Source organism: Macromonas bipunctata, from assembly GCF_002837135.1.
GTDB classification, from domain to species: domain Bacteria; phylum Pseudomonadota; class Gammaproteobacteria; order Burkholderiales; family Burkholderiaceae_C; genus Macromonas_A; species Macromonas_A bipunctata.
The window spans coordinates 1-23,795 of the sequence record NZ_NWBQ01000037.1; the positions used below are offsets into that span (position 1 = coordinate 1).

A 23,795-nucleotide genomic window follows, 5' to 3' on the forward strand; every position below is an offset into this window, starting at 1 on the left:
AGCCCAGCCTGCGGTCCACTTCGGCCAGCAGCATCACCCCGGCGTCGCTGGTCATGCTGCCGCCATCGAAGCGGCCCTCGATCTTGCGTCGGCCCAGTCGGCCAAAATCAATCACGCCAACCTCATCGGCAGTTGTTTGCGGTGTACAGTTTGGTTTCGGCATTGCCCGTCCTCTCATCCAGATTCGATACCTCGATGTTCGGGCATTTCAAGGGCAATGCCGTCCTCGTTTCTACGGACTACGGTGAAATATCCGGGCTAAAACGCTTGCAGCAGCGCGCGCAGGCCCGCCTCGTCCAGCACCGCAATGCCCAGCGCCTCGGCCTTGGCCAGCTTGCTGCCCGCTTCCGCGCCCGCCACCACCCAGGCCGTTTTCTTGCTGACAGAGCCGCTCACCTTGCCGCCTGCCGCCTCGATCATGGCTTGCGCCTCGTCGCGGGTCAGTGTCGGCAGCGTGCCGGTGAGCACCAGCGTCTTGCCCGCCAGTGGTTGCGGCCCGGCTGCAGGCGCGTGCGGGGCCGCGCCGTCGTGCTCGGGCCAGGTCACGCCGCAGGCGCGCAGCTGTTCGATCACCTCGCGGTTGTGCGGCTGCTCAAAGAAGGTGCGCACGCTGTGCGCCACCACCGGGCCAATGTCGTGTACCGCCAGCAAGGCCTCCTCTGGCGCTTCCATCAGCGCGTCGAGGCGGCCAAAATGGCGTGCCAGCTCTTTGGCGGTGGCCTCGCCCACATGGCGGATGCCCAGCCCGAAGATGAAGCGCGCCAGTGTCGTCTGCTTGGAGTGCTCCAGCGCCTGCAGCAGGTTGCTGGCCGATTTTTCGGCCATGCGGTCGAGCTGCGCCAGCGCCATCAGGCCCAGGCGGTACAGGTCGGGCAAGGCGCGGATCACGCCGCCTTCGACCAGCTGATCGACCAGTTTTTCGCCCAGCCCCTCGATGTCCTGCGCGCGGCGCTGTGCGTAGTGCAGGATGGCCTGCTTGCGCTGCGCCGGGCAGAACAGGCCGCCGGTGCAGCGGTGGTCGGCCTCGCCTTCCTCGCGCACCACGGCGCTGGCGCACACCGGGCAGCGTGTGGGCATCTGGAAGATGGCGCTGCGGGCCTGTGGCGTGGGGTCGTTGCTGTGGGCTACCACCGCCACCACTTCCGGGATCACGTCGCCCGCGCGGCGCACGATCACGCTATCGCCCACGCGCACGTCCTTGCGCTGCACCTCCAGCTCGTTGTGCAAGGTGGCATTGGTCACGGTGACGCCGCCCACGAACACCGGCTCCAGCTTGGCCACCGGCGTGAGTTTGCCGGTGCGCCCCACCTGCACGTCAATGGCCAGCACGCGGGTGGTTTGCTCCTGCGCCGGGTACTTGTGCGCCACCGCCCAGCGCGGCTCGCGCGTGACAAAGCCCAGCTCGCGCTGCCAGTCCAGCCGGTCCACCTTGTACACCACGCCGTCGATGTCGAACGGCAGCGCGTCGCGCAAGGCGCCAATCTTCTGGTGGTGTGCCACCAGCTCTTCTGCCCCGGCGCAACGCTGCGCCAGCTCCGTGACTGGAAAACCCCACCCGCGCAGGGCTTGCAGCAGCTCCCACTGCGTCTGCCAAGGCGCAACCGCACCCGTCACCTCGCCCACGCCGTAGGCAAAGAAGCTCAGCGGGCGCTGCGCTGCAATGCCGGGGTCGAGTTGCCGTACCGCACCGGCGGCGGCGTTGCGCGGGTTGACGAACGTCTTTTCGCCCTTGATGCCCTGGGCGATGCGCTGGCGCTGGCGCTCGTTCAACACTTCAAAGTCGTCGCGGCGGATGTAGACCTCGCCTCGCACCTCCAGCACAGCGGGCACACCCGCAGGCAGGCGCAGCGGCACCTGGCCAATGGTGCGGATGTTCTGCGTCACGTCCTCGCCCACCTCGCCATCCCCCCGGGTGGCGGCCTGCACCAGCACGCCGTCCTGGTAGCGCAGGCTAAGGGCCAGGCCATCGAACTTGGGTTCGGCCACGTACACCACCGCCGGGTCGGTGTCGGCCAGGCCCAGCGCCTTGCGCACCCGCGCATCAAAGGCGTGTGCGCCACTGGCTTCGGTGTCGGTCTCGGTGCGGATGCTCAGCATGGGCACGGCGTGGCGCACCGGGGCAAACGCTGCCAGCACCACCCCACCGACCCGCTGCGTGGGCGAGTCGGGTGTGACCCACTCCGGATGCTGCTGCTCCAGCGCCTGCAATTCCTGGAACAGGCGGTCGTATTGCGCGTCGGTGATCTCGGGCGCGTCCAGGACGTAATAGCAATGCGCGTGGTGGTGCAACTGTGCACGCAGGGTCAGGATCTGGTCGGCAGGGCTGGCGGAAGGGGCAGGGAAATCGGTCATGGCGGCGATTGTCCGGTAAAAAAATGGCCAAAAAGTGCCCTGTCGGCGCAAAAGACCGTATTTGCGCATTACAATAGCGAGATACCTTGCAGACGACGTCAAACATCTTCTCAAGTTTCAGACCAAAAACAGCAAACAAAAATGCTGTATAATACTGAAAAGCAAGGGTGATTAGCTCAGCGGTAGAGCACTGCCTTCACACGGCAGGGGTCACATGTTCGATCCATGTATCACCCACCAAATTCACAAAAAAGCTCCTCTTGAGGAGCTTTTTTGTTACTTGTATGTAGGGCACCTATGGCAAGGCATCTTTGTAAATCGCATTGCATGCACGCTGGCATACAAGCGCCCTGCCCCTCACCCTCCGCCCACAGCGGGTCTGCGGTGCTGGCGCTGCAACCCCGCCCTGGTCAGAAATCGTCGGAAAACGAGGCCAGGTTCTCGAACCGCGTCAGGGTGTTCATGAAGGCCAGCCTCACCATGCCCGTGGGGCCGTTGCGCTGCTTGCCGATGATGATCTCGGCGGTGCCGGGCTCCTTGCACTCGGCCTTGGTGTAGTACTCGTCGCGGTAGATGAACATGATGATGTCGGCATCCTGCTCGATCGCGCCGGACTCGCGCAGGTCGGACATCATGGGGCGCTTGTCGGTGCGCTGCTCCACGCTGCGGTTGAGCTGCGACAGCGCAATCACTGGGCATTGCAGCTCCTTGGCCAGCATCTTGAGGCCGCGCGAGATCTCGCCCAGCTCGGTGGCGCGGTTGTCACCGTCGGAAGATCCGGTGCTCATCAGCTGCAGGTAATCCACTACGATCAGGCCCAGCTTGCCGTACTGGCGCGACAGGCGGCGCGCGTTGGAGCGCAGCTCGCTGGGGGTCAGGCCGGGGGTCTCGTCGATGTAGAGCGAGACGTTGCGCAGCCGCTCGACGGTCTCGGTCAGGCGGGCCCATTCGTCGTCCTTGAGGCGGCCGGTGCGCAGGCTGGTCTGGTTGAGGCGGCCAATCGAGCCCACCACCCGCACCGCCAGCTGGGCCGCACCCATTTCCATCGAGAACACCGCCACCGGCAGCCCTTCGTTCATCGCCACGTGCTCGGCAATGTTGATGGCAAACGCGGTCTTGCCCATGCTGGGCCGCGCCGCCAGCACGATCAGGTCGCCGGGTTGCAGGCCAGCGGTCATGCGGTCGAGGTCGGTAAAGCCGGTCGGGATGCCGGTGATGTCGTTGGGGTTGGCCGCCATTTCCTCCACGCGGCTGAGCAGCTGCACCACCAGCGACTCCATCGACTGGAAGCCCTGCTTGAGGCGGCCGTTTTCCTCCCCGATGTTGAAGATCTTCTGTTCGGCCTCGTCCAGGATCTTGGCCACCTGGCGGCCCTGCGGGTTGAAGGCTTGCGTGGCCACCTCGTCGCTGATGGTGATGAGCTTGCGCAGGATGGCGCGCTCATGCACGATTTCGGCGTAACGCTGGATGTTGGCGGCGCTGGGCACGTACTGCGCCAGCATGTTGAGGTAGTTGAGCCCGCCCACCTTGTCGGCGTTGCCGTGGCGCTGCAGGTGCTCGAACACGGTGATGACGTCGGCGGGCTTGCTGTCGTTGAGCAGGCTGGCGATGGCTGCGTGGATCAGCCGGTGCTCGTGCCGGTAGTAGTCCTGGTCCTTGAGCAGGTCGCCCACGCGATCCCAGGCGCTGTTGTCGAGCAGCAGGCCCCCCAGCACGCTGGATTCGGCTTCCAGCGAGTGCGGCGGCACGCGCAGGTGGGCCACCTGGCGGTCGTGCGCGCGCAGGGCGTCGTTGGGGCTGAACTCGTCGTCCATGGGAAATACGTCAGACATGGGCATCCTCTCGAACCACAATGTTAAGGCGCTGGCAAATAAAAAAGCCGCTGTGCAGCGGCTTTTTACGGTGTGGGTTAAGACGCCGCTTTAGGCGGTTTCACCCAGAACGCTCACGTTCACGTCCACCAGCACGTCGGTGTGCAGGCTGACGGAAACGGTGTACTCGCCCACGTTCTTGAGCAGGCCGTTGGGCATGCGCACTTGGGCCTTGGCAACAGCGAAGCCTTCCTTGGCCAGCGCGTCGGCGATGTCGTGGTTGGTGACGGAGCCGAACAGGCGGCCATCCACACCAGCCTTTTGCGACAGCTTGACGGTCAGACCGTTGAGCTTTTCGCCCAGGGCTTGGGCTTCGGCCAGCTTGGCGGCAGCGGCTTTTTCGAGCTCGGCGCGGCGGGCTTCGAATTCGGCGATGGCGACCTTGGTGGCGCGGCGGGCGCGGCCGGTCGGGATCAGGAAGTTACGGGCGTAACCTTCCTTGACGGAGACCACATCACCCAGGTTGCCGAGGTTGATGACTTTATCGAGCAGAATGATTTGCATGGTGTTCGCTCCTATCAGACGCGGTGCTGGTCGCTGTACGGCAGCATGGCCAGGAAGCGGGCACGCTTGATGGCGGTGGTGACTTGGCGCTGGTAAATGGCGCGGGTGCCGGTCAGACGTGCCGGGATGATCTTGCCGTTTTCAGCGATGAAGTCGCGCAGGACATCGACGTCCTTGTAGTCGACTTCGACCACGCCTGCCACGGTGAAGCGGCAGAATTTCTTGCGCTTGAACAGCAGCGATTGGGTGTTGCGCTTGGGGCGCTTGTCTTTGTTGAAACGCTTAGGTGCAGCCATGGTGGTGCCTCTTAAATGGGGGTGAATGCCTGGATGTGAAATACGACGCTTTTGCTGCCACGGGTGTTGTTCAGGAAACCCTGGAACTCGAACATGGTGCCCAGTGGTTGCCGGGCCAATTCTTGGGCGTCCGGGCCAAAGGCCTGGGCCCTGAGTTCGAGCTGAACGCTGCGGTCGTGTCCTTGCTGCTGGCGTTGCGAGGTGTGGCGCAGCCACATGTCGAACACCGCAATGCCTGCCGGGGTGTGACGCAGGGGCCGGGTTTGAATCAGCTCCGCGTGCAAGGTCAGGTGGTTCACGGACGCAACGTGTCCCGTGTCAGTGGCGCAAGTCAGGCAGCGGTTTCCTGCTGCTGGCTCTTGCGCGCTTCTTCACGCTCGACCGACTTCATCATGGAAGAAGGGCCGGTTTCGGCTTGCTTCTTCTGTACGGTCAGTTGGCGCAGCACGGCGTCGTTGAACTTGAACGCGTGTTCGAGTTCAGCCATCACAGCCTGGTCGGCTTCGATGTTCACGCACAGGTAGTGCGCCTTGGACAGCTTGTTGATCTGGTACGCCAGTTGACGGCGGCCCCAGTCTTCGACGCGGTGGATCTTGCCACCGCCGCTGGTGATCATGCCCTTGTAGCGCTCCAGCATGGCGGGCACTTGTTCGCTTTGATCGGGGTGGATCAGCAGAACGATTTCGTAATGACGCATGGACTCTCCTTGTGGATGAAAAAGCCGCCCCCAGCGTCAACAGGGGTACGGCAAGGCAAGCGCAGGATTATAGCTGGCCCGGGCCGGTTTCGGGATGACGCAGGCGATCGACCCACTGCTGCACCGCCGCCGGGGGGCGGGCGTGCACAGGCTGACGAGCACGATGACGGCAAAACCGACCGGCACGCCAAACACGCCGGCGGAGATGGGCTCGATGTCCCACCACAGCGGCACCGGCCCGCTGAGGCCCAGCACCGAGCGCAGCCAGGGCTGGGTGGTGGCCATGTAGTAGGTGGTGACGCCCAGGCCAGCGGCAATGCCCGCCAAGGCGCCGGCGGTGGTGGCACGTTTCCAGAAAATGCCCAGCACCAGCACCGGAAAGAAGGCCGACGCGGCAAACGAGAACGCCGCCGAGACCAGGAACAGAATGTCGGCCGGTTTTTGCACCGCGATGTAGCCGGCGGCCAGCGCCACCATCAGCACCACCACCTTGGAGATGCTGACGCGGCGCATGGTGGAGGCGCGCGGATCGACCATCTTGTAGTAGATGTCGTGGCTCAGGCCGCTGGCGATGGTCAGCAGCAGGCCGTCGGCGGTGGACAGGGCGGCGGCCAGGCCACCGGCGGCGGTCAGGCACGTCACCACATACGGCAGGCCGCCGATCTCGGGGGCGGCCAGCACCAGGATGTCGCTGTTGAGCGAGAGCTCGTTGAGCTGCAGGATGCCATCCTGGTTGATGTCTTCCACGCGTAGCAGGCTGGCGTCCATGCGGCTCCAGTGGTCGATCCAGGCGGGCAGCGCATCAAACGGTGTGCCGACGAGGTGGTGGAAGATCTCGAATTTGAGCAGCACCGCCAGCGCCGGTGCCGTGAGGTACAGCAACCCGATGAACAGCAGCGACCACGCCACCGACTGGCGCGCCGCCTGCACCGAGGGCACGGTGTGGTAGCGCATGAGAATGTGCGGCAGCGCCGCCGTGCCGATGGTCAGGCAGAACACCAGCGCCAGGAAGTTGGCGCGCGAGGCCTCGAAGGTGGCGCGCTGCTGGGGGGTGCCGTCCGGGTTGCCGGCAAAGGGCTGGGTGTGCGGCCGCATGCCGTTGAGGGGCTGCACCTTGAGTTGGGCCTCTTGCAGGTCGGCCGTCCACATGCGCAGCGCGGCGGCTTCGTCCTTGGGCAGGCGTGCCAGGTTTTTCTCGGCGTAGAGCAAGGCCTTGGGCGAGGCACCGCCGGCGCGCAATTCTTCCAGGTGGGTTTCGGCCAGATGGCGCTCGCGGTACAGGGCGGCCACGGGCTGTTCCAGCTTGCGTTGCAGCTCGCCAATACGGGCGCTGAAGATGGCGCGTACCTCGTTTTCACCGGGGGATTGCTGGAGTTCGGCCTCTTTCTGGGTGATCTTGGCCAGTTGGGCGCCATAGGCCCATTGCGGCACCGGGTTGCCCGTCTGTTGTACCGAGAGCCACATTACCGGCAGTGTGTAGGCCAGCATCAGCACGATGCACTGGGCCACTTGCGTCCAGGTAACGGCACGCATGCCCCCCAGCAGCGAGCACATGAGGATGCCGCCCAGGCCCAGGAACACCCCGACCTCGAACGCGACCCCGGTCAGCCACGAGGTGATGAGGCCCACGCCGTAGATCTGCGCCACCAGGTAGGTGAAGGAGCACAGAATGGCGGCCAGCACCCCCACCAGCCGTGCGGCGTGGCCGCCGTAGCGTTGGCCCAGGAAGTCGGGCAAGGTGAAGTGCTCGAAGCGGCGCAGGTAGGGCACCAGCAGCAGCGCCACCAGGCAGTAGCCGCCCGTCCAGCCCAGCACGAAGGCCAGCCCGCTGTAGCCCTGCACGTACAGCGTGCCCGCCAGGCCGATGAAGGAAGCGGCCGACATCCAGTCGGCGCTGGTGGCCATGCCGTTGTAGAACGGCGGGATGCGCCGCCCGGCCACGTAGTATTCCTCGGCGTCGGTGGTGCGGCTCAAAATGCCGATGGTGGCGTACACCGCCAGGGTGCCCAGCAGGAACGTCAGTCCCATGACGGTGCGCGACAGGCCGACGCGCTCCAGCAGCCCCATCAGCAGCACAAAAGTCAGCAGCAGCGCGGCAAAGCCAGCGTACAGGGTGCGCAGGCGGCGCGCGTCCAGCGGTGTGGCGGTTGGGCGTGGTGCGGCGGGGGACGGCACGGCGGTGGGCTCAGTCTTGACGGGCGGGGCTGCCGAGATGGTGGCGGTCGGCCTGGTTCATGCTCCAGGCGTAGCAGACCACGATCAGGCCATACACCAGCAGCGCGCCCTGCGCTGCGGCCCAGAACCCGAAGGGCCAGCCCAGCACGCTGAAGCTGAGCCGGTGCGCGTAGAACGGTGCGCCAAAAGTAACCAGCGCCCACAACAGCAGCAGGGCCAGCGTCAGGCGCTTGTTGTGGCGCCAGTGCTGCTGGCGCCTGGAAGATGGGCTGGTAACGGGCATAGGCCCGGGATGTTAGAACATTTGCCCGAGCCCCAACAGAAACGGGCGCCTCAAGCGCCCGCAACCACGGCAGAAACCAGCGTTCAGACGCTGCGCGCGATGGGGCCGAGGCTGATCTTTTCCCAGCTGTCCACACTGCGGTGGAAGTTGGAGGTGGCGATCATGGACTTGGGCAGCAGCCCGACCTTGACCGCTTCGGTGTAGGCCTGGCGGGCGGCGTCAAACGGCAGCGACCACACCGGGGTGGTATTGAACGGCGAGGCGGCAGAAAAAGTGGCGGTTTGCATGGTACGACGACTCCAGTAGAAGCAGTCAGCAGGGTGTAAGGCAGGGACTGCGGGCTGGATTATAGGGGTAAACCCTAGTATCGTCAAAAAACTTTCACACAAGAAAAAAGGCCCCCGAAGGGGCCTTGGCGTGCCAGGTGGCGGGTCGGAATCAACCGGCCAGCTGCTGCCAGGTGTCGATCACGGAGTCGGGGTTGAGCGAAATGGAGCTGATGCCCTGCTCCTTGAGCCATTGTGCAAAGTCGGGGTGGTCGCTGGGGCCTTGGCCGCAAATACCGATGTACTTGCCTTGTGCGCGGCAAGCGGTGATGGCCATCTGGATCAGGGCTTGCACAGCTGGGTCGCGTTCGTCGAAGTCGTGCGCCAGCAGTTCCAGGCCGGAATCGCGGTCCAAGCCCAGTGTGAGTTGGGTCAGGTCGTTGGAGCCGATGGAGAAGCCGTCGAAGTACTCAAGGTAGCGCGTGGCCAAGATGGCGTTGCTCGGGATTTCGCACATCATGATGAGCTTGAGTTCGTTTTCGCCGCGCTTGAGGCCGTACTGCCCCAGCAGGTTGACCACGCGCTCGGCTTGCTTCAAGGTACGCACAAACGGCACCATCACCTGCACGTTGGTCAGGCCCATGTCCTCGCGCACGCGCTTGATGGCTTCGCATTCCATGGCGAAGGCGGGGCCAAAGTCGTCGCTGATGTAGCGCGCTGCGCCACGGAAGCCCAGCATCGGGTTTTCCTCGTCGGGCTCGTAGCGGCTGCCGCCCACGAGTTTGCGGTACTCGTTGGACTTGAAGTCGGACAGGCGCACGATGACGGGCTTGGGCCAGAACGCGGCGGCAATGGTGGCCACACCTTCGGCCACCTTGTCCACGTAGAACGCGCGCGGGCTGGCATGACCACGGGCCACCGATTCGACGGCCTTTTTCAGGTCGGCATCGATGTTCGGGTAATCCAAGATGGCTTTGGGGTGAACACCGATGTTGTTGTTGATGATGAATTCGAGGCGCGCCAGGCCGACACCGCCGTTGGGAATCTGCGCAAAGTCGAACGCCAGCTGCGGGTTGCCGACGTTCATCATGATCTTGACGTCGATCTCGGGCATTTCGCCGCGCTTGACTTCGGTGACTTCGGTTTCAAGCAGGCCGTCGTAGATGTGGCCGGTGTCGCCTTCGGCACAGCTGACGGTGACGAGGGTGCCGTCTTTCAGGGTGTCGGTGGCATTGCCGCAACCCACCACCGCCGGGATGCCCAGCTCGCGCGCGATGATGGCGGCGTGGCAGGTGCGCCCGCCCCGGTTGGTGACGATGGCGCTGGCGCGCTTCATCACGGGCTCCCAGTTGGGGTCGGTCATGTCGGTGACAAGCACATCGCCGGGCTGGACTTGGTCCATTTCACTGATGTTGTGGACGAGGCGCACGGGGCCAGTGCCAATCTTTTGCCCAATCGCACGGCCCGAGGCCAAGACAGCGCCTTGGCCTTTGAGCTTGTAGCGCATTTCGACTTGGCCAGCGGCCTGGCTCTTCACGGTCTCGGGACGCGCTTGCAGGATGTAGAGCTGGCCGTCGGTGCCGTCTTTGCCCCATTCGATGTCCATGGGGCGGCCATAGTGTTGCTCGATCACCAGCGCGTAGTGGGCCAGTTGCAGCACGTCGGCATCGGTCAGGCTGTAGCGGTTGCGCTGCTCGACCGGCACGTCCACGGTCTTGACGAGTTTGCCGTTGGCGGCTTTTTCTTCTGGGGTGCTGAACACCATCTGGATCAGCTTGGAACCCAGGTTGCGGCGGATCAGCGCGTTCTTGCCCGCCTTGAGCATGGGCTTGTGGACGTAGAACTCGTCGGGGTTGACGGCACCCTGCACCACGGTTTCGCCCAGGCCGTAGCTGGAGGTGATAAAGACGACTTGGTCAAAGCCGCTTTCGGTGTCGATGGTGAACATCACGCCCGCTGCGCCCAAATCGGAGCGCACCATGCGCTGCACGCCCGCCGACAGGGCCACCACGTCGTGCGCAAAGCCCTTGTGAACGCGGTAGCTGATGGCGCGGTCGTTGTAGAGGCTGGCGAACACTTCCTTCATTTTGTGCAGCACGTCGTCGATGCCCACCACGTTGAGGAAGGTTTCTTGCTGACCGGCAAAGGAAGCGTCGGGCAGGTCCTCGGCGGTGGCAGAGGAGCGCACGGCAAAGCTGGCTTGCGGGTTGCCTGCCGACAGGGTGGCAAATTCGTCGCGGATGGCTTGTTCCAAATCGGCAGGGAACGGCTGGGCTTCGACCATGGCGCGGATCTCGGCACCGACGGCGGCCAGGGCGCGCACGTCGTCCACATCCAACGCGGCCAGTTTGGCGCTGATCTTGTCGGCCAGACCTTCGTAAGCCAGAAATTCGCGGAAGGCGTGGGCGGTGGTGGCAAAGCCGGTGGGCACGCGCACGCCTTGCGGCAGTTGCGAGATCATCTCGCCCAGGCTGGCGTTCTTGCCGCCGACCGACTCGACGTCGGTCATGCGCAGTTGTTCAAACGGCACCACCAGGGCGGTCGGGCTGAACAGTTGGGACATGGAAAAGCTCCTTGATGTTGAAAACTGGGGGCGCCCCCCGCACGGGGCGTGCAGCGGGCCAGGGTTCCACCGCGCTTGTTCTGCTTGTACTGGATGGAGGGTGGGCGCTGCCTGCACGGGGCGGACGGTGATGAAATCGGGATAATGCGTCCATCATTGTAGGACGTTCGGATTTACATGGCCCACCGCACCGCTTTCTTCATTTCCGATGGCACCGGCATCACCGCCGAGACGTTTGCCAGTGCGCTGCTGGCGCAGTTCGAGACCAAGCCGCACCGCGTGCGGCTGCCGTTCGTGGACAGCGCGGACAAGGCGCACCAGGCGGTGCACCAGATCAACCATTGCCTGAAGGTGGACGGCAACCGCCCGCTGGTGTTTACCACGGTGGTGAACAAGGAGGTGCTGGCGGTGCTGCGCAGCGAGTGCAAGGGCATGCTGATCGACATGTTTGGCACTTTCATTGCGCCGCTGGAAGCCGAGCTGGGCATCAAGTCCAACCACCGCGTGGGGCGTTTTTCGGACGTAACACGCAGTCAGGAGTACCACGACCGCATTGAGGCCATCAACTTTACGCTGGCGCACGACGACGGCCAAACCCATGTGGATTTGGCCAATTCGGACGTGATTTTGATTGGGGTGAGCCGCAGCGGCAAAACCCCCACCTCGCTGTACTTGGCGATGCAGTTCGGGCTCAAGGTGTCGAACTACCCGCTGATCCCGGAGGATTTCGAGCGCCGCCAGCTGCCCCCAGCGTTGGTGCCGTTCAAGAAGAAGCTGTTTGGCCTGACGATCCAGCCCGAGCGCCTGAGCGAGATCCGCAATGAGCGCCGCCCGGACTCGTGCTACGCCAGCCTGGCCAATTGCCGCTACGAGGTCAGCGAGGCCGAGGGCATGATGCGCCGCTCGGGCGTGCGCTGGCTGTCCACCACCAGCAAGTCGATCGAGGAGATCTCGACCATCATCCTGCAGGAGATCCGGCCCGACCGGCTGGACTCGGACTGAGCAGACCAGGCGACCCGCCCAGGTGTGGGCCGTTTGCAAGGCTGGTGCAAGACGAGGGGTGCTGAATGGCTGCCATGCCCAATGCGTTCAATTTTTTCGCCTCGCCGTTTGATTGCCTGACGCTGCAGGAGCAGCGCCTGGTGCGCGACAACGTGGACGTGGCCTACTACCGCGAGGGCGAGCTGCTGCTGGCGCCCGATATTGCGCCCACGCACCTGTTCGTCGTCATCAAGGGTTATGTGACGCACTGGGAGGGCGAGGACGTGATCGCCACCTACGGGCCGGACGACTGCTTTGACGGGCGTGCGCTGCTGGCGGGCAAGGTCAATGGGCGCTTTGTGGCCGCCGAGGAAGTGGTGGCCTACCTGCTGACGCACGCGGCGGTGAGCGAGCTGATTGCGTCCAACGCCACTTTTGGTGCGTTGCTGTTCTCGGATCTGGGGCAGAAACTCAGCGCGCTGTCGCAGCGCCAGAGCGAGCACGAGATGCAGTCGCTGACGCTGGCGCGGGTGGACGAGGCCTTTGTGCGGCCCGCGCACGTGGTGGACGCGCAGACCGACATTGTGTCGGTGGTGAAGGTGTTCCAGGAGCAGCGCACCACCAATGTGCTGGTGCAAGACCGGCACAGCACCCCGCCCCGCATGGGCATGTTCACCACCACCAACTTGCAGCGCGCCATTCTGGATGGCAGACCGTTGGACAAGCTGGCGGTGGGGGAACTGGCGTGCTTCAGCTTGGTCACGGTTCACCCCGCTGACCAGCTGGGCGATGCGATGGCGCTGATGCTGCGCCGGCGCGTGCACCGCGTGGTGGTGATGGAGGGCGAGCGAGTGCTGGGGGTGCTGGAGTCGCTGGACTTGTTCAGTTTTCTGGCCAACCACTCGCACCTGGTGACAGTGCAGATCGAGCACGCACAAAATTTGCAGGACTTGAACGCGGCAGCGGCCCAGATCACGCGCATGCTGGGCCTGCTGCACCGCAACGGCACGCGCGTGAGCCTGATTGCCAAGCTGGTGCAGCAGCTCAACGCGCGCCTGTTCGAGCGGGCCTGGCAGATGATTGCGCCGCCCGAGCTGGTGGCCAACAGCTGCCTGTTCGTGATGGGCAGCGAGGGCCGGGGCGAGCAGCTGCTGAAAACCGACCAGGACAACGGCCTGCTCTGGCGCGATGGTTACACGCCGCCGGCGGACTTGGCCGAGACTTGCCAGCGTTTCTCTGACGCGCTGGCGGATTTTGGCTACCCGCCATGTGCCGGGCGCATCATGGTGAACAACCCGGAATGGCGCGACAGCGTGTCGGTGTTTGCGCGGCGCACGCGCGAGTGGCTGATCCTGCCCGACGCCGACAGCCTGATGAAGCTGGCCATCTTCATGGACGCGCACGCGGTGTGTGGCGATGCCAGCTTGCTGGAGCAGGTGCGCGCGGGCGTGCTGGCGCTGGCGCCCGACAACCAGGCGGTGCTGGGGCGCTTTGCCTCGGCGATCACGATGTTTGGCAACAGCCAGGGCTGGTGGAACCGGCTGTTCTCGCGCAGCGACGCCGGGCAGCATCTGGACCTGAAGAAGGAAGGCATCTTTCCGCTGGTACACGGTGTGCGCAGCCTGGCGCTGGCGCAGCGCCTGAGCGTCACCGGCACCGCCGAGCGCATCGAGGCGCTGGTGGCGCGCCATGTGATCGACGCGCAGCTGGGCACGGAACTGACGGAGAGCCTGAACTTCTTCATGGGGCTCAAGCTGCGCGCTGGGCTGGCCGAGCTCGACACCGGGCGGGCGGTGTCGGGGCAGGTGGACGTGGCGCGGCTGAGCACGCTGGACCGCGATTTGCTCAAGGACACGCTGGGAGCGGTCAAGCGCTTCAAGGATGTGCTGCGGCATAAGTTCCAGCTGGATGCGCTGTGATGACAGCCTCCACCCTGCCCCCCGGGCCGCAGCGTTGGTGGCGCGCCTTGCAGCGGCGCTGGCACCAGCACCAGCTGGCCGATTCGGAGTTCCGTTTTTTGCTGGAGCCGCCGCCGCCGGATGAGTGGGTGTCGCTGGATTGCGAGACCACGGGCCTGAACGTGCGCTCGGATGAGATCATCTCGATTGGCGCCGTCAAGATTGTGGGCCAGCGCGTGCTGACCAGCGAACGGCTGGAGCTGCTGGTGCGGCCCGAGCGTGGCGTGTCGGCCGAGAGCGTGCGCATCCACCGCCTGCGCGAGCAGGATGTGGCCGAGGGTCTGCCCGCCGAGGAGGCGATGCGGCGCCTGCTGCACTTCATTGGCAGCCGCCCGCTGGTGGGCTACTACCTGGAGTTTGATGTGGCGATGCTCAACCGGGCCATCAAGCCCTTGCTGGGCATGGGGCTGCCGCAGGAGCAGATCGAGATCTCGGCGCTGTACTACGATCACAAGTTTGCCCAGCTGCCGCCCTACCAGCAGCACGACAACGCCGACATCGACCTGCGCTTTGCCACGTTGATGCAGGACTTGAAGCTGCCCGTGCGTGACGCGCACGACGCGCTCAACGACGCTGTGATGGCGGCGCTGGCGTTCATCAAGCTGCGCCAGTTGCGCAACGTGTAGCCGCAGTCGCTGCGCGCGCATGCGGCGTGGCCATCCAGACACAAAAAACCGGGCACAAGGCCCGGTTTTTTGTGGATGACAAGGGGTTGTCCCCTTGTGTCGTCCAGATCAGTGGTCGGAGGCGGCGGAGGCACCCAGACCGGTTTCCGAACGCACCTTTTGCAGGATGTAGGCGGCACGTTCCTGGGTGGCGCTTTCGCTGCGGTCCAGGATCGAGAACAGCCACACACCCACAAAGCCGATGGTCATGGAGAACAGGGCCGGCGAGCTGTACGGGAACCAGGCCGAACCCTTGGGGTTGCCCAGCGTGGCTTCCCACACCGACGGCGACACCACGGTCAGCACCACGGAGGCGATCAGGCCCAGGAAGCCACCGATGACGGCACCCTTGGTGGTGCAATCCTTCCACAGCACCGACATGAACAGCACCGGGAAGTTGGCGGACGCGGCAATCGCGAAGGCCAGCGACACCATGAAGGCGATGTTCTGCTTCTCGAAGGCGATGCCCAGCACCACGGCAATCACGCCCAGGGCCAGGGTGGTCATGCGCGATACCTTCAGCTCGGAGGCGCTGTCGGCCTTGCCCTTCTTGAACACGGTGGCGTACAGGTCGTGCGACACGGCGGAGGCACCCGACAGCGTCAGGCCAGCCACCACGGCCAGGATGGTGGCGAAAGCCACGGCAGAGATAAAGCCGAAGAAGATGTCACCACCGACGGCCTTGGCCACCAGCACAGCGGCCATGTTGGCGGTACCTGCACCACCGTGGATCACGCCCGTGGCGGTATCGGCAAACTCGGGGTTGGTCAGCACCAGGGTGGTGGCGCCAAAGCCGATGATGAAGATCAGCACGTAGAAGTAGCCGATCCAGGTGGCGGCCCAGAACACGGACTTGCGCGCTTCCTTGGCGTCCGGCACGGTGAAGAAGCGCATCAGGATGTGCGGCAGACCGGCGGTACCGAACATCAGTGCCATGCCGAAGCTGATGGCGGAGATCGGATCCTTGATGAAGCCACCCGGGCCCATGATGGACAGGCCAGCGGCGGCGGCTTCCTCGGGGCTCTTGCCAGCGTTGGCTGCAAGGGCGGTCTTGACTTCCACGCCACGGGCGAACAGGGCCTCGGGGCTGAAGCCGAACTGGGCCAGCACCATGATGGCCATGAAGGTCACGCCGGCCAGCAGCAGGCAGGCCTTGATGATCTGCACCCAGGTGGTGGCGGTCATGCCGCCGAACATCACGTACACCATCATCAGCACGCCCACGATGATCACGGCGTAGGCGTAGTCCAGACCGAACAGCAGCTTGATGAGCTGACCGGCACCCACCATCTGGGCAATCAGGTAGAAGGCCACCACCACCAGAGTGCCCGATGCGGCAAAGGCGCGGATGGGGGTTTGCTTGAAGCGGTAACCGGCCACGTCGGCAAAGGTGAACTTGCCCAGGTTGCGCAGGCGCTCGGCCATCAGGAAGGTGATGATGGGCCAGCCGACCAGGAAGCCGATCGAGTAGATCAGGCCGTCGTAGCCGTTGGCCATCACGGCGGCGGAAATACCCAGGAAGGAGGCGGCCGACATGTAGTCGCCCGCGATGGCCAGGCCGTTCTGGAAGCCGGTGATGCCGCCACCGCCGGTGTAGAAGTCGGCGGCGGACTTGGTCTTGGCCGCGGCCCATTTGGTGATGTAGAGCGTGCCGGCCACAAAGAGGCCGAACATGACGATGGCGGTCCAGTTGGTGGCCTGCTTGGCAGCCTCACCCACGTCGCCGCCAGCGGCAAGCGCCGCACTGCTGGCCGCCAGGGCCAGCAGTGCCGCAAAGGTCATACGGGTCTGCTGCTTCATTTGGCGGCGTCCTTCAGGATGTCTTTGGTCAGCTCGTCAAATTCGCCGTTGGCGCGCGCGACGTACAGGCCGGTGATGGCAATGGTGAAGATGATCACGCCAAAGCCGATCGGGATGCCCAGCGAGGTCACGCCCTCGCCCAGCGGTTGTGCCAGGAAGGGCTTGTTGAAGGCGATCAGCGCGATGTAGCCGTAGTACACGACCAGCATCAACAGTGTCAGGGCCCAGCCAAAACCATTGCGCTTGGTTTGCAGCTCCTGGTATTTGGGGTGTTTTAGGATCTTTTCGATCACGGGATCTCTCATGAGTGTCTCCTCTTGAGGGTGGCTGGAAAATCGAACAACAACAGGCTGTTGTTCACACTGGGCCATTCTTGAAAGAGGGACTGACGATCGGCTTACGTTGCGGTGTCAGCTCGATCAAAGCAAGGGTTTCCCCTCCCCAGAGAAAACCCTGATACAAACCGGCCGTGATCGGGGCCTCAAATGGTGTCGCGTTGCGCCACGCCGGCGGCGTTGAAGCTGGCCATGTCGCGCAGGATGGCGCAGGCCGACACCAGCAGCGGCCAGGCCAGCGCCGCGCCGGAGCCTTCGCCCAGGCGCAGGCCAAGGTCCAGCAGCGGCTGGGCGTGCAGCTGGGCCAGCATGAGGGCGTGGCCGCGCTCGCCGGAGCGGTGGGCGAACACGCAGCGTTGCAGCACGTGCGGCTGCAGGCGGCTGGCCACCAGCACCGCCGCGCCGGTGATGAAGCCATCGACCAGGATGACGCGGCGCTCGGCAGCGGCCTGCAGCACGGCGCCGACCATGGTGGCGATCTCGAACCCGCCCAAGGCGGCCAGCACGTCCAGCGGCTGGGTGGCCGCTTCGTGGCGCAGCAGCACTTCGCGCAGGATGGTGGTCTTGCGCTGGATGGCGGGCTCGTCCAGGCCGGTGCCGGCGCCGGTGCAGTCGGCAATGTCGAGCTGGCCCAGTCGCGCCAGCAGCAAGGCGGCGGACGAGGTGTTGCCTATGCCCATCTCGCCCAGCAGCAGGGCGTTGCCGGGCAGCTGGCGCACCAGGGCCATGCCGTGTTGCAGCGCCTGGGTGCATTGGGCTGCGGTCATGGCGGGGGCGGTGCTGGCGTCGGCGGTGCCGGGGGCGATCTTGCACAGGTGCAGTCCCGGCTGGGGCGCAAAGTCGTGCCGCACGCCGCAGTCGGCCACGGTCAGGGCGATGCCGTGCTGGCGTGCCAGCACGCTCACCGCCGCGCCGCCAGCCAGAAAGTTCTGCACCATCTGCCAGGTCACGTCGCTGGGGTAGGCCGACACGCCGCGCGCGGCCAGGCCATGGTCGGCGGCAAACACCACCAGCTGCGGCGCCTGCAAGGTGGGCTGGGTGCTGCCCAGGATCTGCCCCAGGCGCAGTGCCAGTGCCTCCAGCTGTCCCAGCGCGCCCAGGGGCTTGGTTTTCTGGTCGATGAGGTGTTGCAAGTCGGACTGCAACACGGGCTCGGTCAGGTCGGGGACGGTGGGCAGGGTCAGGTCGGCAAACGGGGCGGTGGGCATGGATCAAGCGGGCAAGGACAGGCCGGGAGCGGCGGGAGGATTCAGTGGGCGGTGGCGGTGATTTCGATGCTGCGCTCCAGCCACAGCGGCAGGTCGTCGGCGGGCAGCGCCAGCACGTCCAGGCACGCGGGGCCGAGCTTGATCCATTCGCAGGTCATGGCCTGGCCGGACTGGCACTGCCACAGGTATTCGGCCAGCTGGGCCAGCGCGATCATCTGGCGTGCGCGCAGTGGCACCCCGGGGCGCTGGCCCGCAATGGCCGCAGCGTCGTGGTGGTGGGCGATGGCGGCCAGCATTTCGGGCGGCAGGCCCCAGGTGCGGGCCAGTTCAGCGCCCAGCAGGGCGTGGTTGACGTCCAGCGCGTGGTGTTCAATTTCGGTGAAGGGCAGCTCGTGGTTGCGGTTGGCCTGTTGCAGCACGTCGCGGTAAATGGGGCCCAGAGGCACCAGCAGCGCCGGAATGCCCGCATCGCGGAACAGGGTGTAGGAGTACACGTCGGGCACGCCCACCGTCTTGGCACCGGGCAGTTGCTGCGCCAGCCAGGCCGCCAGGCAGGCGGTTCTGAAAGAGCTGTCCCAGAAGCGTTCCATCTGCGGCACGTGGGCAAACACGCGCTGCAGCGACAGCGCGGCAATGGTGCGCGCCACCTGTTGCAGCCCAAGCTTGCGCACCGCGTCGTACACCGACACGGCGACGTGGCGCCCGCCAAACAGCGCGGAGTTGGCGACCTTGATCAGGCCCGCCGACAGGGCCACGTCGGCAGAGATCAGGGCTTGCAAGGCCCAGAAGTCGGCCTCGTCCTTGGCGGCCTCGCGCTCCACGGCGTCCATGATGGCCGGGCGCGGCGGGATGCCCAGCTCGCGCAGCGAGATACTGAGCGTGGTCTGGACGCGGCAGGCGGTGGCGGGGGGCGGGTCGGCGCAGGCGGTCACATCAGGCACTTTCAATGCAAGCGGGTGGGTGCTACGGGTGGCACAGGCCTGTATTGTGGCGGATACGGGGCCGCTTCACCCCTGCAACGCGGCCAAAGTGCCCGGGGCAAAGTGTTGCGCGATGTAGTCGGCCAATGCGTCAAACACGGTGTCGAGTGTGGGCACCTGTGCGCCAAACAGGGCTTGCAGCACGTGCGGTTCTTCCAGCAGACCGTGCAGGTACAGGCCCAGCACGTTGCCTTGGGCGTTGCACCAGCCTCCGTGTGGCAAGACGGGGTGGGCCACTTGCCCCGCCGCCAGCATGGCGGGGTGCGGCACGGTCTGGCCGTGGTGTATCTCGTAGCCCTGCACCGCCACCCCCGATAACGCCGCCCACGGCCCAGCGGGCAAAGCGCCAAATTGGGTGTGTATCGGTTGCACAGTCTTGTTGCGTTCAAACTGTGTGACCACAGGCAGCAAGCCCAGGCCGGGGGCATTGCCGTCGATGCCGTGCGGGTCGATCAAGGCCTCGCCCAGCATTTGCAGGCCCCCACAGATGCCCAGCACCGCCCTGCCCTGGGCCGCGTGGTGCGCGATGGCGGTGTCCAGCCCCTGGGTGCGCAACCAGGCCAGATCGGCGCTGGTGTGTTTGCTGCCGGGCAGGATCACCCAGTCCGCCCCCACCAGATCGGCTGGGCTGCGCGCCCACAGCAGCTTGACACCGGGCACGTTCTTGAGGGGCTGGAACTCGTCCAAATTGCTGATGCGCGGGTAGGCCACCACCGTCACGGTCAGGCGCACGGGGCCTGCGGTGGTGCTGCGGTCGTCGAACACGCCGTCTTCTTCGGGCAAGCCGTGTTGCCACCACATGGGCAAGGTGGCCACGGTGGGCACGCCGGTCAGGTTGTGCAGCATCTGCGGTGCGGGGGCCAGCAAGCTGGCATCGCCCCGGAACTTGTTGAGCACAAAGCCGTGGATAAGGCGTTGTTCTTCTTGGGGCAGCAGTGCCCAGGTGCCGTACAGGTGGGCGAAGGCCCCGCCCCGGTCGATGTCGGTGACGAGCAAGCAGCGGGCGTTGGCGTGGCGGGCCACGCGCATGTTGACGATGTCGCTGCTGTGCAGGTTGATTTCAGCGGGCGAGCCCGCGCCTTCGATGACCACGAGATCGTGCTCGGCGCGCAGATTGTCCAACGCTTGGGTGATGTGGGGCCAGACGTGTTCGCTGCGGCCACGCCACGGCATGGCGGTCAGTTCCGGGTTGACCTGGCCCAGCAGCACCACTTGGCTGCGCGTGTCGGCTTCGGGCTTGAGCAGCAGCGGGTTCATGCGCACATCGGGCACCGCGCGGGCGGCCAAGGCCTGAAAGTACTGCGCGGAACCTATCTCGCCCCACTGCCTCCCCGGTCCGGCCACGACGCGGGCGTTGTTGCTCATGTTCTGGGCTTTGAAGGGGGCCACTTTGAGGCCCGACCGCGCGTAGTGGCGGCACAACGCGGTGGTGAGCCAGCTTTTGCCAGCACCGCTGGTGGTGCCCAGCACCATGATGCAAGGAGCGAGGTTGTGGGACATTTGTGTTGCTTCAGGAATGGGTGTGGTGGTCCAGTGCATGCAGCAAAGCGGCCTGAGCCGCTGGCGGCTGGGCACTGAGGCGGCAGTGACCCGGCAAGCCCATGCTGGTGGTGTCGCGCAGGCGCACGCCAAAGCGTTGGTGCAGCCATTCCAAATCCAGCGGGTGCGGGGGTTGGCCGCAGGCAAAGGGGGTTTGGCTGGGTAAAAACGTCCAGCCGCGTTGCGTGAGTTGTCCGAGTTGTTCGGTGTGCCAATGGCGCAAGGTGTCGCGGCTGGCCGCCAGCCAAGTGTGGGTGTCGGGTTGCGTCCAGGCGTGCAACATGGCCACACCGTGCGCGCCAATGGGCCATGAGGGTGCCAAGGCTTCCAATGTACGCAACAAGGTGCCGTCGGCATTGGCTGGGGCGATGAGGTACGCAGCACGCACGCCGGTCAGGCCCAGTGCCTTGTTGGGGCTCCAGAGTTGCCACACATGGTTGAGCGCGTCGGCAGACCAGCCACAGGTGCCATGCAGGCGCAAGGGGTGGTAGGCGCGGTCCAGCACCCATACGCCACGGGGCCATGGCTGCGCGGTGGGCGACGGCATGTCTTGTCCGGTGGGGCTGGCGGGGTCACAGTACCAATGCAGGGTGCTGGCTGTGGCAACAAATGGTTGGCCGTGTGGGCGGTGAATCACGGGCCAGCCCCAGGCGTGGGCGGCGTGGGCGTAGTCGCCATACGCTGGACAGGGCACGCTGACGCTGCTGCCCTGCCCCGGCACAGCCAAGCGCACGCAAGCTGCGGTCATACGCTGAATCGCTTCGCTGGCGCTGGCGGCCAGCACGATTTGGCCCGGTTCCACGCCGTGAAAATCGGCCAAGGCGTGCCGCAAAGCGGTGTACGTGGCATCGGGGTAACGGCTGGCATCGGCCTGCTGCACCGCTTGCAGCACGGTGGGGCAAGGGCCGCAGGCGTTGCTGTTGGTGGAAAAATCCCAGCGCGCAGGGCCGCGTGCATCGGTGCCCCCGTGCTGGCGCTGTGGCACAGCGTGCTGCGACGTGGTGGGGGTGAGAATTGGAAGCCGGGCCATGGCGGTGATGCTACACGCTGGCCCAGCCGACCAGCAGCGCCAGCCCCGCCATGCCCACGATGACGACCACCACCGCTGCGGCCAGTCGCTGGGCGCGTGCAGTGTCGGGCGCACAGGGGGGCGGTGCGCTGGCGTTGAGAACATACACCCCAGGCTTGCCCAGTTGCACTCCCAAGGCCAAGGCCATTGCGGCCATCGGCCAGCCACCATTGGGGGATGGGGTGATGCCCGTCTCGCGCCACCACTGGCCCCAGCGTGTGCGTGATGGGTTGGACGACAGCAACATCAGCGCCACACCCGTCAAACGTGCAGGCAACCAAGAGAGCGCATCGTCGGCACGGGCGGCCCATTTGCCGGCCCACGTCCAGTCGCAGCCCCCGCGTTCGCCCCGGTAGCCCCACATGGCATCGGCGGTGTTGGCCCAGCGGTACAGCGCCGCACCCGGCAATCCGGCCACCGCAAACCAGAACAGCGGGGCCACCACCGAATCGTTGAGGTTTTCGGCCAAGGTTTCGATGGCGGTTTCGCGCACTTGGGCTTCGGTGAGTTGGCTCACGTCGCGGCTGCACAACCACGACAGGCGCTCCCGCCCCTGCACCAGCGATTGTTGCAGCGCTGCTTCCACGGCACCCACTTCATCGTGCAACATGCGCCAAGCGAACAGCGGCTTGAGCCACATCCCCAGCGTCAAGGCACAGGCCCAAGCGGGCAAGGTGTGCCAGAACAGGGTTTGCAACGCCAGCGCCAATCCCGTGACCAGCACCGCCCCCAACGTCCAAGCCAAAGCACCCAGCACGAACGGGCGAGCACGCGGCAAGTTGGCCGATTGGGGGGGCATGTGGGCTGAAGTTGGTGGCGCAATGTGCCGGCCCAGTGCACCCAGCAAGCGCCCCATCCACACCACCGGGTGCCACGCTGCGGGCGGCTCACCGTACCAGCGGTCGATGGCCAGCGCCAGCAGCACGGCCAACGCAGCGATGTGGGGTTCCAGCATGGCTTAACCGGAAAACAAGTTGCTGGCCTGGCCCCAGCGGTCGTCAAACACCAGATCGGACAACGCGGCGCGTTGCGCCCAGCCGGTTTGTGCCAGCATGGGTTCGGTGTAATAGCCCGCGACAGGCCCCAGACACAACACGGCAATCGGGTGTGCGCCCGTGGGCATGTCCAGCAAGTTTTTCACGCTGACCGGGTCGAACAGTGAGACCCAACCCAATCCCAGCCCTTCGGCGCGGGCGGCCAACCACAGATTTTGGATGGCGCAGGCGGCGGAAGCCAGATCCATCTCGGGCAAGGTGCGGCGGCCAAAGATGTGGCGTTCGCGCCCATCGGCCAGCGCCACCACCAGCACCTCGGCGGCCTCCAGCACGCCTTGCACTTTGAGGCGCATGAACTCGTCCTCGCGTTCACCCAAGGCGCGGGCGGTGGCCAAGCGTTCGGCTTCGATCAGCGCATGCAGTTGCCGGCGGCGGGCCGCTTCTTGCACCCGGACAAAACGCCACGGCTGCATGAAGCCTACGCTGGGCGCGTAATGCGCGGCTTGCAACAAACGCTGCAAGACCTCGGGCGCGACCGAGCCACCACAGAAGTGGCGCATGTCGCGCCGTTCACGGATGGCACGGTACACCGCCGCCGCCTCTGCGGAGGTAAAGGCGGTGGCGGGCACCTGCTGCAAGGCGTGGTGGTCGTGGCGATCGGGCATCAGTCTTCGATACCACGTTGGGCGGGAATGCCCGCCTGAAATGCGTGCTTGACCAGCGTCATTTCGGTCACGGTGTCGGCGATGGTGATGATCTCAGGCGGGCAACGGCGGCCCGTGATGACGACATGGACATCCTTGGGCCGCTGTTGCAGCGTGGTGAGCACGTCGTCCAGCGGGATCCAGCCGTAGATCAAGGGGTAGGTCAGTTCGTCCAGCACCACCATGAAGTGTGCGCCGCCCAAAATGGTGTCGCGCGCCTTGGCCCAACCTTGGCGGGCCAGTTCGGCGGAGTGGTCCAGGTCTTTGCTTTTCCAGCTAAAGCCATCGCCCAAACCTTCCACGGGCAGGCCCAGTTGCTCAAAAATGCGGTGTTCGCCAAAACGGGCGCTGGGCACTTTCATGAACTGGTAGATCTTGACCAGCTTGTGGTGGACGTGGGTGCGGCCAAAAGCGCGCAGTGCCAGCCCAAACGCGGCGGTGCTCTTGCCTTTGCCGTCCCCGGTGTTGACGATCAGCAGGCCACGGCGTTCGCCTTCGGCTTTGTCGTAGCGTTTTTCGGTGGGTGGGGTTTCAATTTGCATGGTAAGTTTCAC

Annotated in this window: 22 protein-coding genes, 1 tRNA gene and 1 pseudogene; 4 read left to right on the forward strand and 20 right to left on the reverse strand. The window is 65.2% G+C overall.

Annotation, left to right across the window (positions count from 1 at the left end):
* Positions 1-163, reverse strand: a pseudogene (locus CON76_RS05710) (IS1380 family transposase); the annotation flags it as partial.
* A 95-nt stretch (positions 164-258) separates the two neighbouring features.
* On the reverse strand, positions 259-2,352 hold the full coding sequence (gene ligA, locus CON76_RS05715; protein ID WP_101102417.1) for an NAD-dependent DNA ligase LigA: 2,094 nt from the start codon (positions 2,350-2,352) through the stop codon (positions 259-261).
* Between the two features lie 165 nt (positions 2,353-2,517).
* On the opposite strand from ligA, the gene CON76_RS05720 reads away from it, so the two are divergent.
* Positions 2,518-2,592, forward strand: a tRNA-Val gene (locus CON76_RS05720).
* A gap of 170 nt (positions 2,593-2,762) precedes the next feature.
* Here the strand turns inward: CON76_RS05720 and dnaB are convergent.
* The 9 genes from dnaB to ppsA all read right to left on the reverse strand — a co-directional run bounded on the left by dnaB (position 2,763) and on the right by ppsA (position 11,007).
* Positions 2,763-4,184: a replicative DNA helicase gene (gene dnaB / locus CON76_RS05725; RefSeq protein WP_101102446.1), complete on the reverse strand. Its 1,422-nt coding sequence runs from the start codon at positions 4,182-4,184 to the stop codon at positions 2,763-2,765.
* A gap of 90 nt (positions 4,185-4,274) precedes the next feature.
* Entirely contained in the window at positions 4,275-4,727 is a 453-nt protein-coding gene (gene rplI / locus CON76_RS05730; protein WP_101102418.1) for a 50S ribosomal protein L9, read from the reverse strand.
* 14 nt (positions 4,728-4,741) lie between these two features.
* Positions 4,742-5,023: a 30S ribosomal protein S18 gene (rpsR, locus tag CON76_RS05735; protein ID WP_101102419.1), complete on the reverse strand. Its 282-nt coding sequence runs from the start codon at positions 5,021-5,023 to the stop codon at positions 4,742-4,744.
* An 11-nt stretch (positions 5,024-5,034) separates the two neighbouring features.
* Positions 5,035-5,322 (reverse strand): primosomal replication protein N, encoded by a 288-nt coding sequence (gene priB, locus CON76_RS05740; protein WP_101102420.1) that lies wholly within the window; start codon positions 5,320-5,322, stop codon positions 5,035-5,037.
* A 32-nt stretch (positions 5,323-5,354) separates the two neighbouring features.
* Positions 5,355-5,720: a 30S ribosomal protein S6 gene (gene rpsF / locus CON76_RS05745; RefSeq protein WP_101102421.1), complete on the reverse strand. Its 366-nt coding sequence runs from the start codon at positions 5,718-5,720 to the stop codon at positions 5,355-5,357.
* A 36-nt stretch (positions 5,721-5,756) separates the two neighbouring features.
* Positions 5,757-7,895 carry a sodium:solute symporter family protein gene (locus tag CON76_RS05750; RefSeq protein ID WP_338063678.1) on the reverse strand — a complete coding sequence of 713 codons (2,139 nt, stop codon included), beginning with the start codon at positions 7,893-7,895 and terminating at the stop codon, positions 5,757-5,759.
* A gap of 10 nt (positions 7,896-7,905) precedes the next feature.
* Positions 7,906-8,178 (reverse strand): DUF4212 domain-containing protein, encoded by a 273-nt coding sequence (locus CON76_RS05755; RefSeq protein ID WP_101102422.1) that lies wholly within the window; start codon positions 8,176-8,178, stop codon positions 7,906-7,908.
* A gap of 83 nt (positions 8,179-8,261) precedes the next feature.
* A complete protein-coding gene (locus CON76_RS05760) occupies positions 8,262-8,465 on the reverse strand; it encodes a hypothetical protein (protein ID WP_101102423.1) in 204 nt (67 codons plus the stop codon).
* A 151-nt stretch (positions 8,466-8,616) separates the two neighbouring features.
* A complete protein-coding gene (gene ppsA / locus CON76_RS05765; RefSeq protein ID WP_101102424.1) occupies positions 8,617-11,007 on the reverse strand; it encodes a phosphoenolpyruvate synthase in 2,391 nt (796 codons plus the stop codon).
* A gap of 177 nt (positions 11,008-11,184) precedes the next feature.
* Here ppsA and ppsR point away from each other — a divergent pair, with 177 nt between their 5' ends.
* The 3 genes from ppsR to CON76_RS05780 all read left to right on the forward strand — a co-directional run bounded on the left by ppsR (position 11,185) and on the right by CON76_RS05780 (position 14,572).
* On the forward strand, positions 11,185-12,009 hold the full coding sequence (gene ppsR, locus CON76_RS05770; protein ID WP_101102425.1) for a posphoenolpyruvate synthetase regulatory kinase/phosphorylase PpsR: 825 nt from the start codon (positions 11,185-11,187) through the stop codon (positions 12,007-12,009).
* 74 nt (positions 12,010-12,083) lie between these two features.
* The gene (locus tag CON76_RS05775) at positions 12,084-13,907 is read left to right on the forward strand and encodes a DUF294 nucleotidyltransferase-like domain-containing protein (protein WP_101102448.1); all 1,824 of its coding nucleotides are present in this window, start codon (positions 12,084-12,086) and stop codon (positions 13,905-13,907) included.
* Positions 13,907-14,572 (forward strand): 3'-5' exonuclease, encoded by a 666-nt coding sequence (locus CON76_RS05780; protein WP_101102426.1) that lies wholly within the window; start codon positions 13,907-13,909, stop codon positions 14,570-14,572. The genes CON76_RS05775 and CON76_RS05780 overlap by 1 nt, the downstream gene beginning before the upstream one ends.
* Positions 14,573-14,680: 108 nt before the next feature.
* Here the strand turns inward: CON76_RS05780 and CON76_RS05785 are convergent, their stop codons facing one another.
* The 9 genes from CON76_RS05785 to cobO all read right to left on the reverse strand — a co-directional run bounded on the left by CON76_RS05785 (position 14,681) and on the right by cobO (position 23,783).
* The gene (locus CON76_RS05785) at positions 14,681-16,411 is read right to left on the reverse strand and encodes a cation acetate symporter (protein ID WP_101102427.1); all 1,731 of its coding nucleotides are present in this window, start codon (positions 16,409-16,411) and stop codon (positions 14,681-14,683) included.
* Entirely contained in the window at positions 16,408-16,716 is a 309-nt protein-coding gene (locus tag CON76_RS05790; protein ID WP_101102428.1) for a DUF485 domain-containing protein, read from the reverse strand. Before CON76_RS05790 ends, CON76_RS05785 begins: the two co-directional genes overlap by 4 nt.
* A gap of 176 nt (positions 16,717-16,892) precedes the next feature.
* Positions 16,893-17,954: a nicotinate-nucleotide--dimethylbenzimidazole phosphoribosyltransferase gene (gene cobT, locus CON76_RS05795; protein ID WP_101102429.1), complete on the reverse strand. Its 1,062-nt coding sequence runs from the start codon at positions 17,952-17,954 to the stop codon at positions 16,893-16,895.
* 41 nt (positions 17,955-17,995) lie between these two features.
* Positions 17,996-18,895: an HDOD domain-containing protein gene (locus CON76_RS05800; RefSeq protein ID WP_145995346.1), complete on the reverse strand. Its 900-nt coding sequence runs from the start codon at positions 18,893-18,895 to the stop codon at positions 17,996-17,998.
* A gap of 66 nt (positions 18,896-18,961) precedes the next feature.
* Positions 18,962-20,434, reverse strand: a complete 1,473-nt coding sequence (locus tag CON76_RS05805; protein WP_240592781.1) for a cobyric acid synthase — start codon at positions 20,432-20,434, stop codon at positions 18,962-18,964.
* Between the two features lie 10 nt (positions 20,435-20,444).
* Positions 20,445-21,503, reverse strand: coding sequence for an aminotransferase class I/II-fold pyridoxal phosphate-dependent enzyme (locus tag CON76_RS05810; RefSeq protein ID WP_101102432.1), 1,059 nt, complete (start codon positions 21,501-21,503; stop codon positions 20,445-20,447).
* A 10-nt stretch (positions 21,504-21,513) separates the two neighbouring features.
* The gene (gene cbiB / locus CON76_RS05815) at positions 21,514-22,497 is read right to left on the reverse strand and encodes an adenosylcobinamide-phosphate synthase CbiB (protein WP_101102433.1); all 984 of its coding nucleotides are present in this window, start codon (positions 22,495-22,497) and stop codon (positions 21,514-21,516) included.
* A gap of 3 nt (positions 22,498-22,500) precedes the next feature.
* Positions 22,501-23,202 carry a 5,6-dimethylbenzimidazole synthase gene (gene bluB / locus CON76_RS05820; protein WP_101102434.1) on the reverse strand — a complete coding sequence of 234 codons (702 nt, stop codon included), beginning with the start codon at positions 23,200-23,202 and terminating at the stop codon, positions 22,501-22,503.
* Positions 23,202-23,783 (reverse strand): cob(I)yrinic acid a,c-diamide adenosyltransferase, encoded by a 582-nt coding sequence (cobO, locus tag CON76_RS05825; protein WP_101102435.1) that lies wholly within the window; start codon positions 23,781-23,783, stop codon positions 23,202-23,204. The genes bluB and cobO overlap by 1 nt, the downstream gene beginning before the upstream one ends.
* Positions 23,784-23,795: the final 12 nt, after the last annotated feature.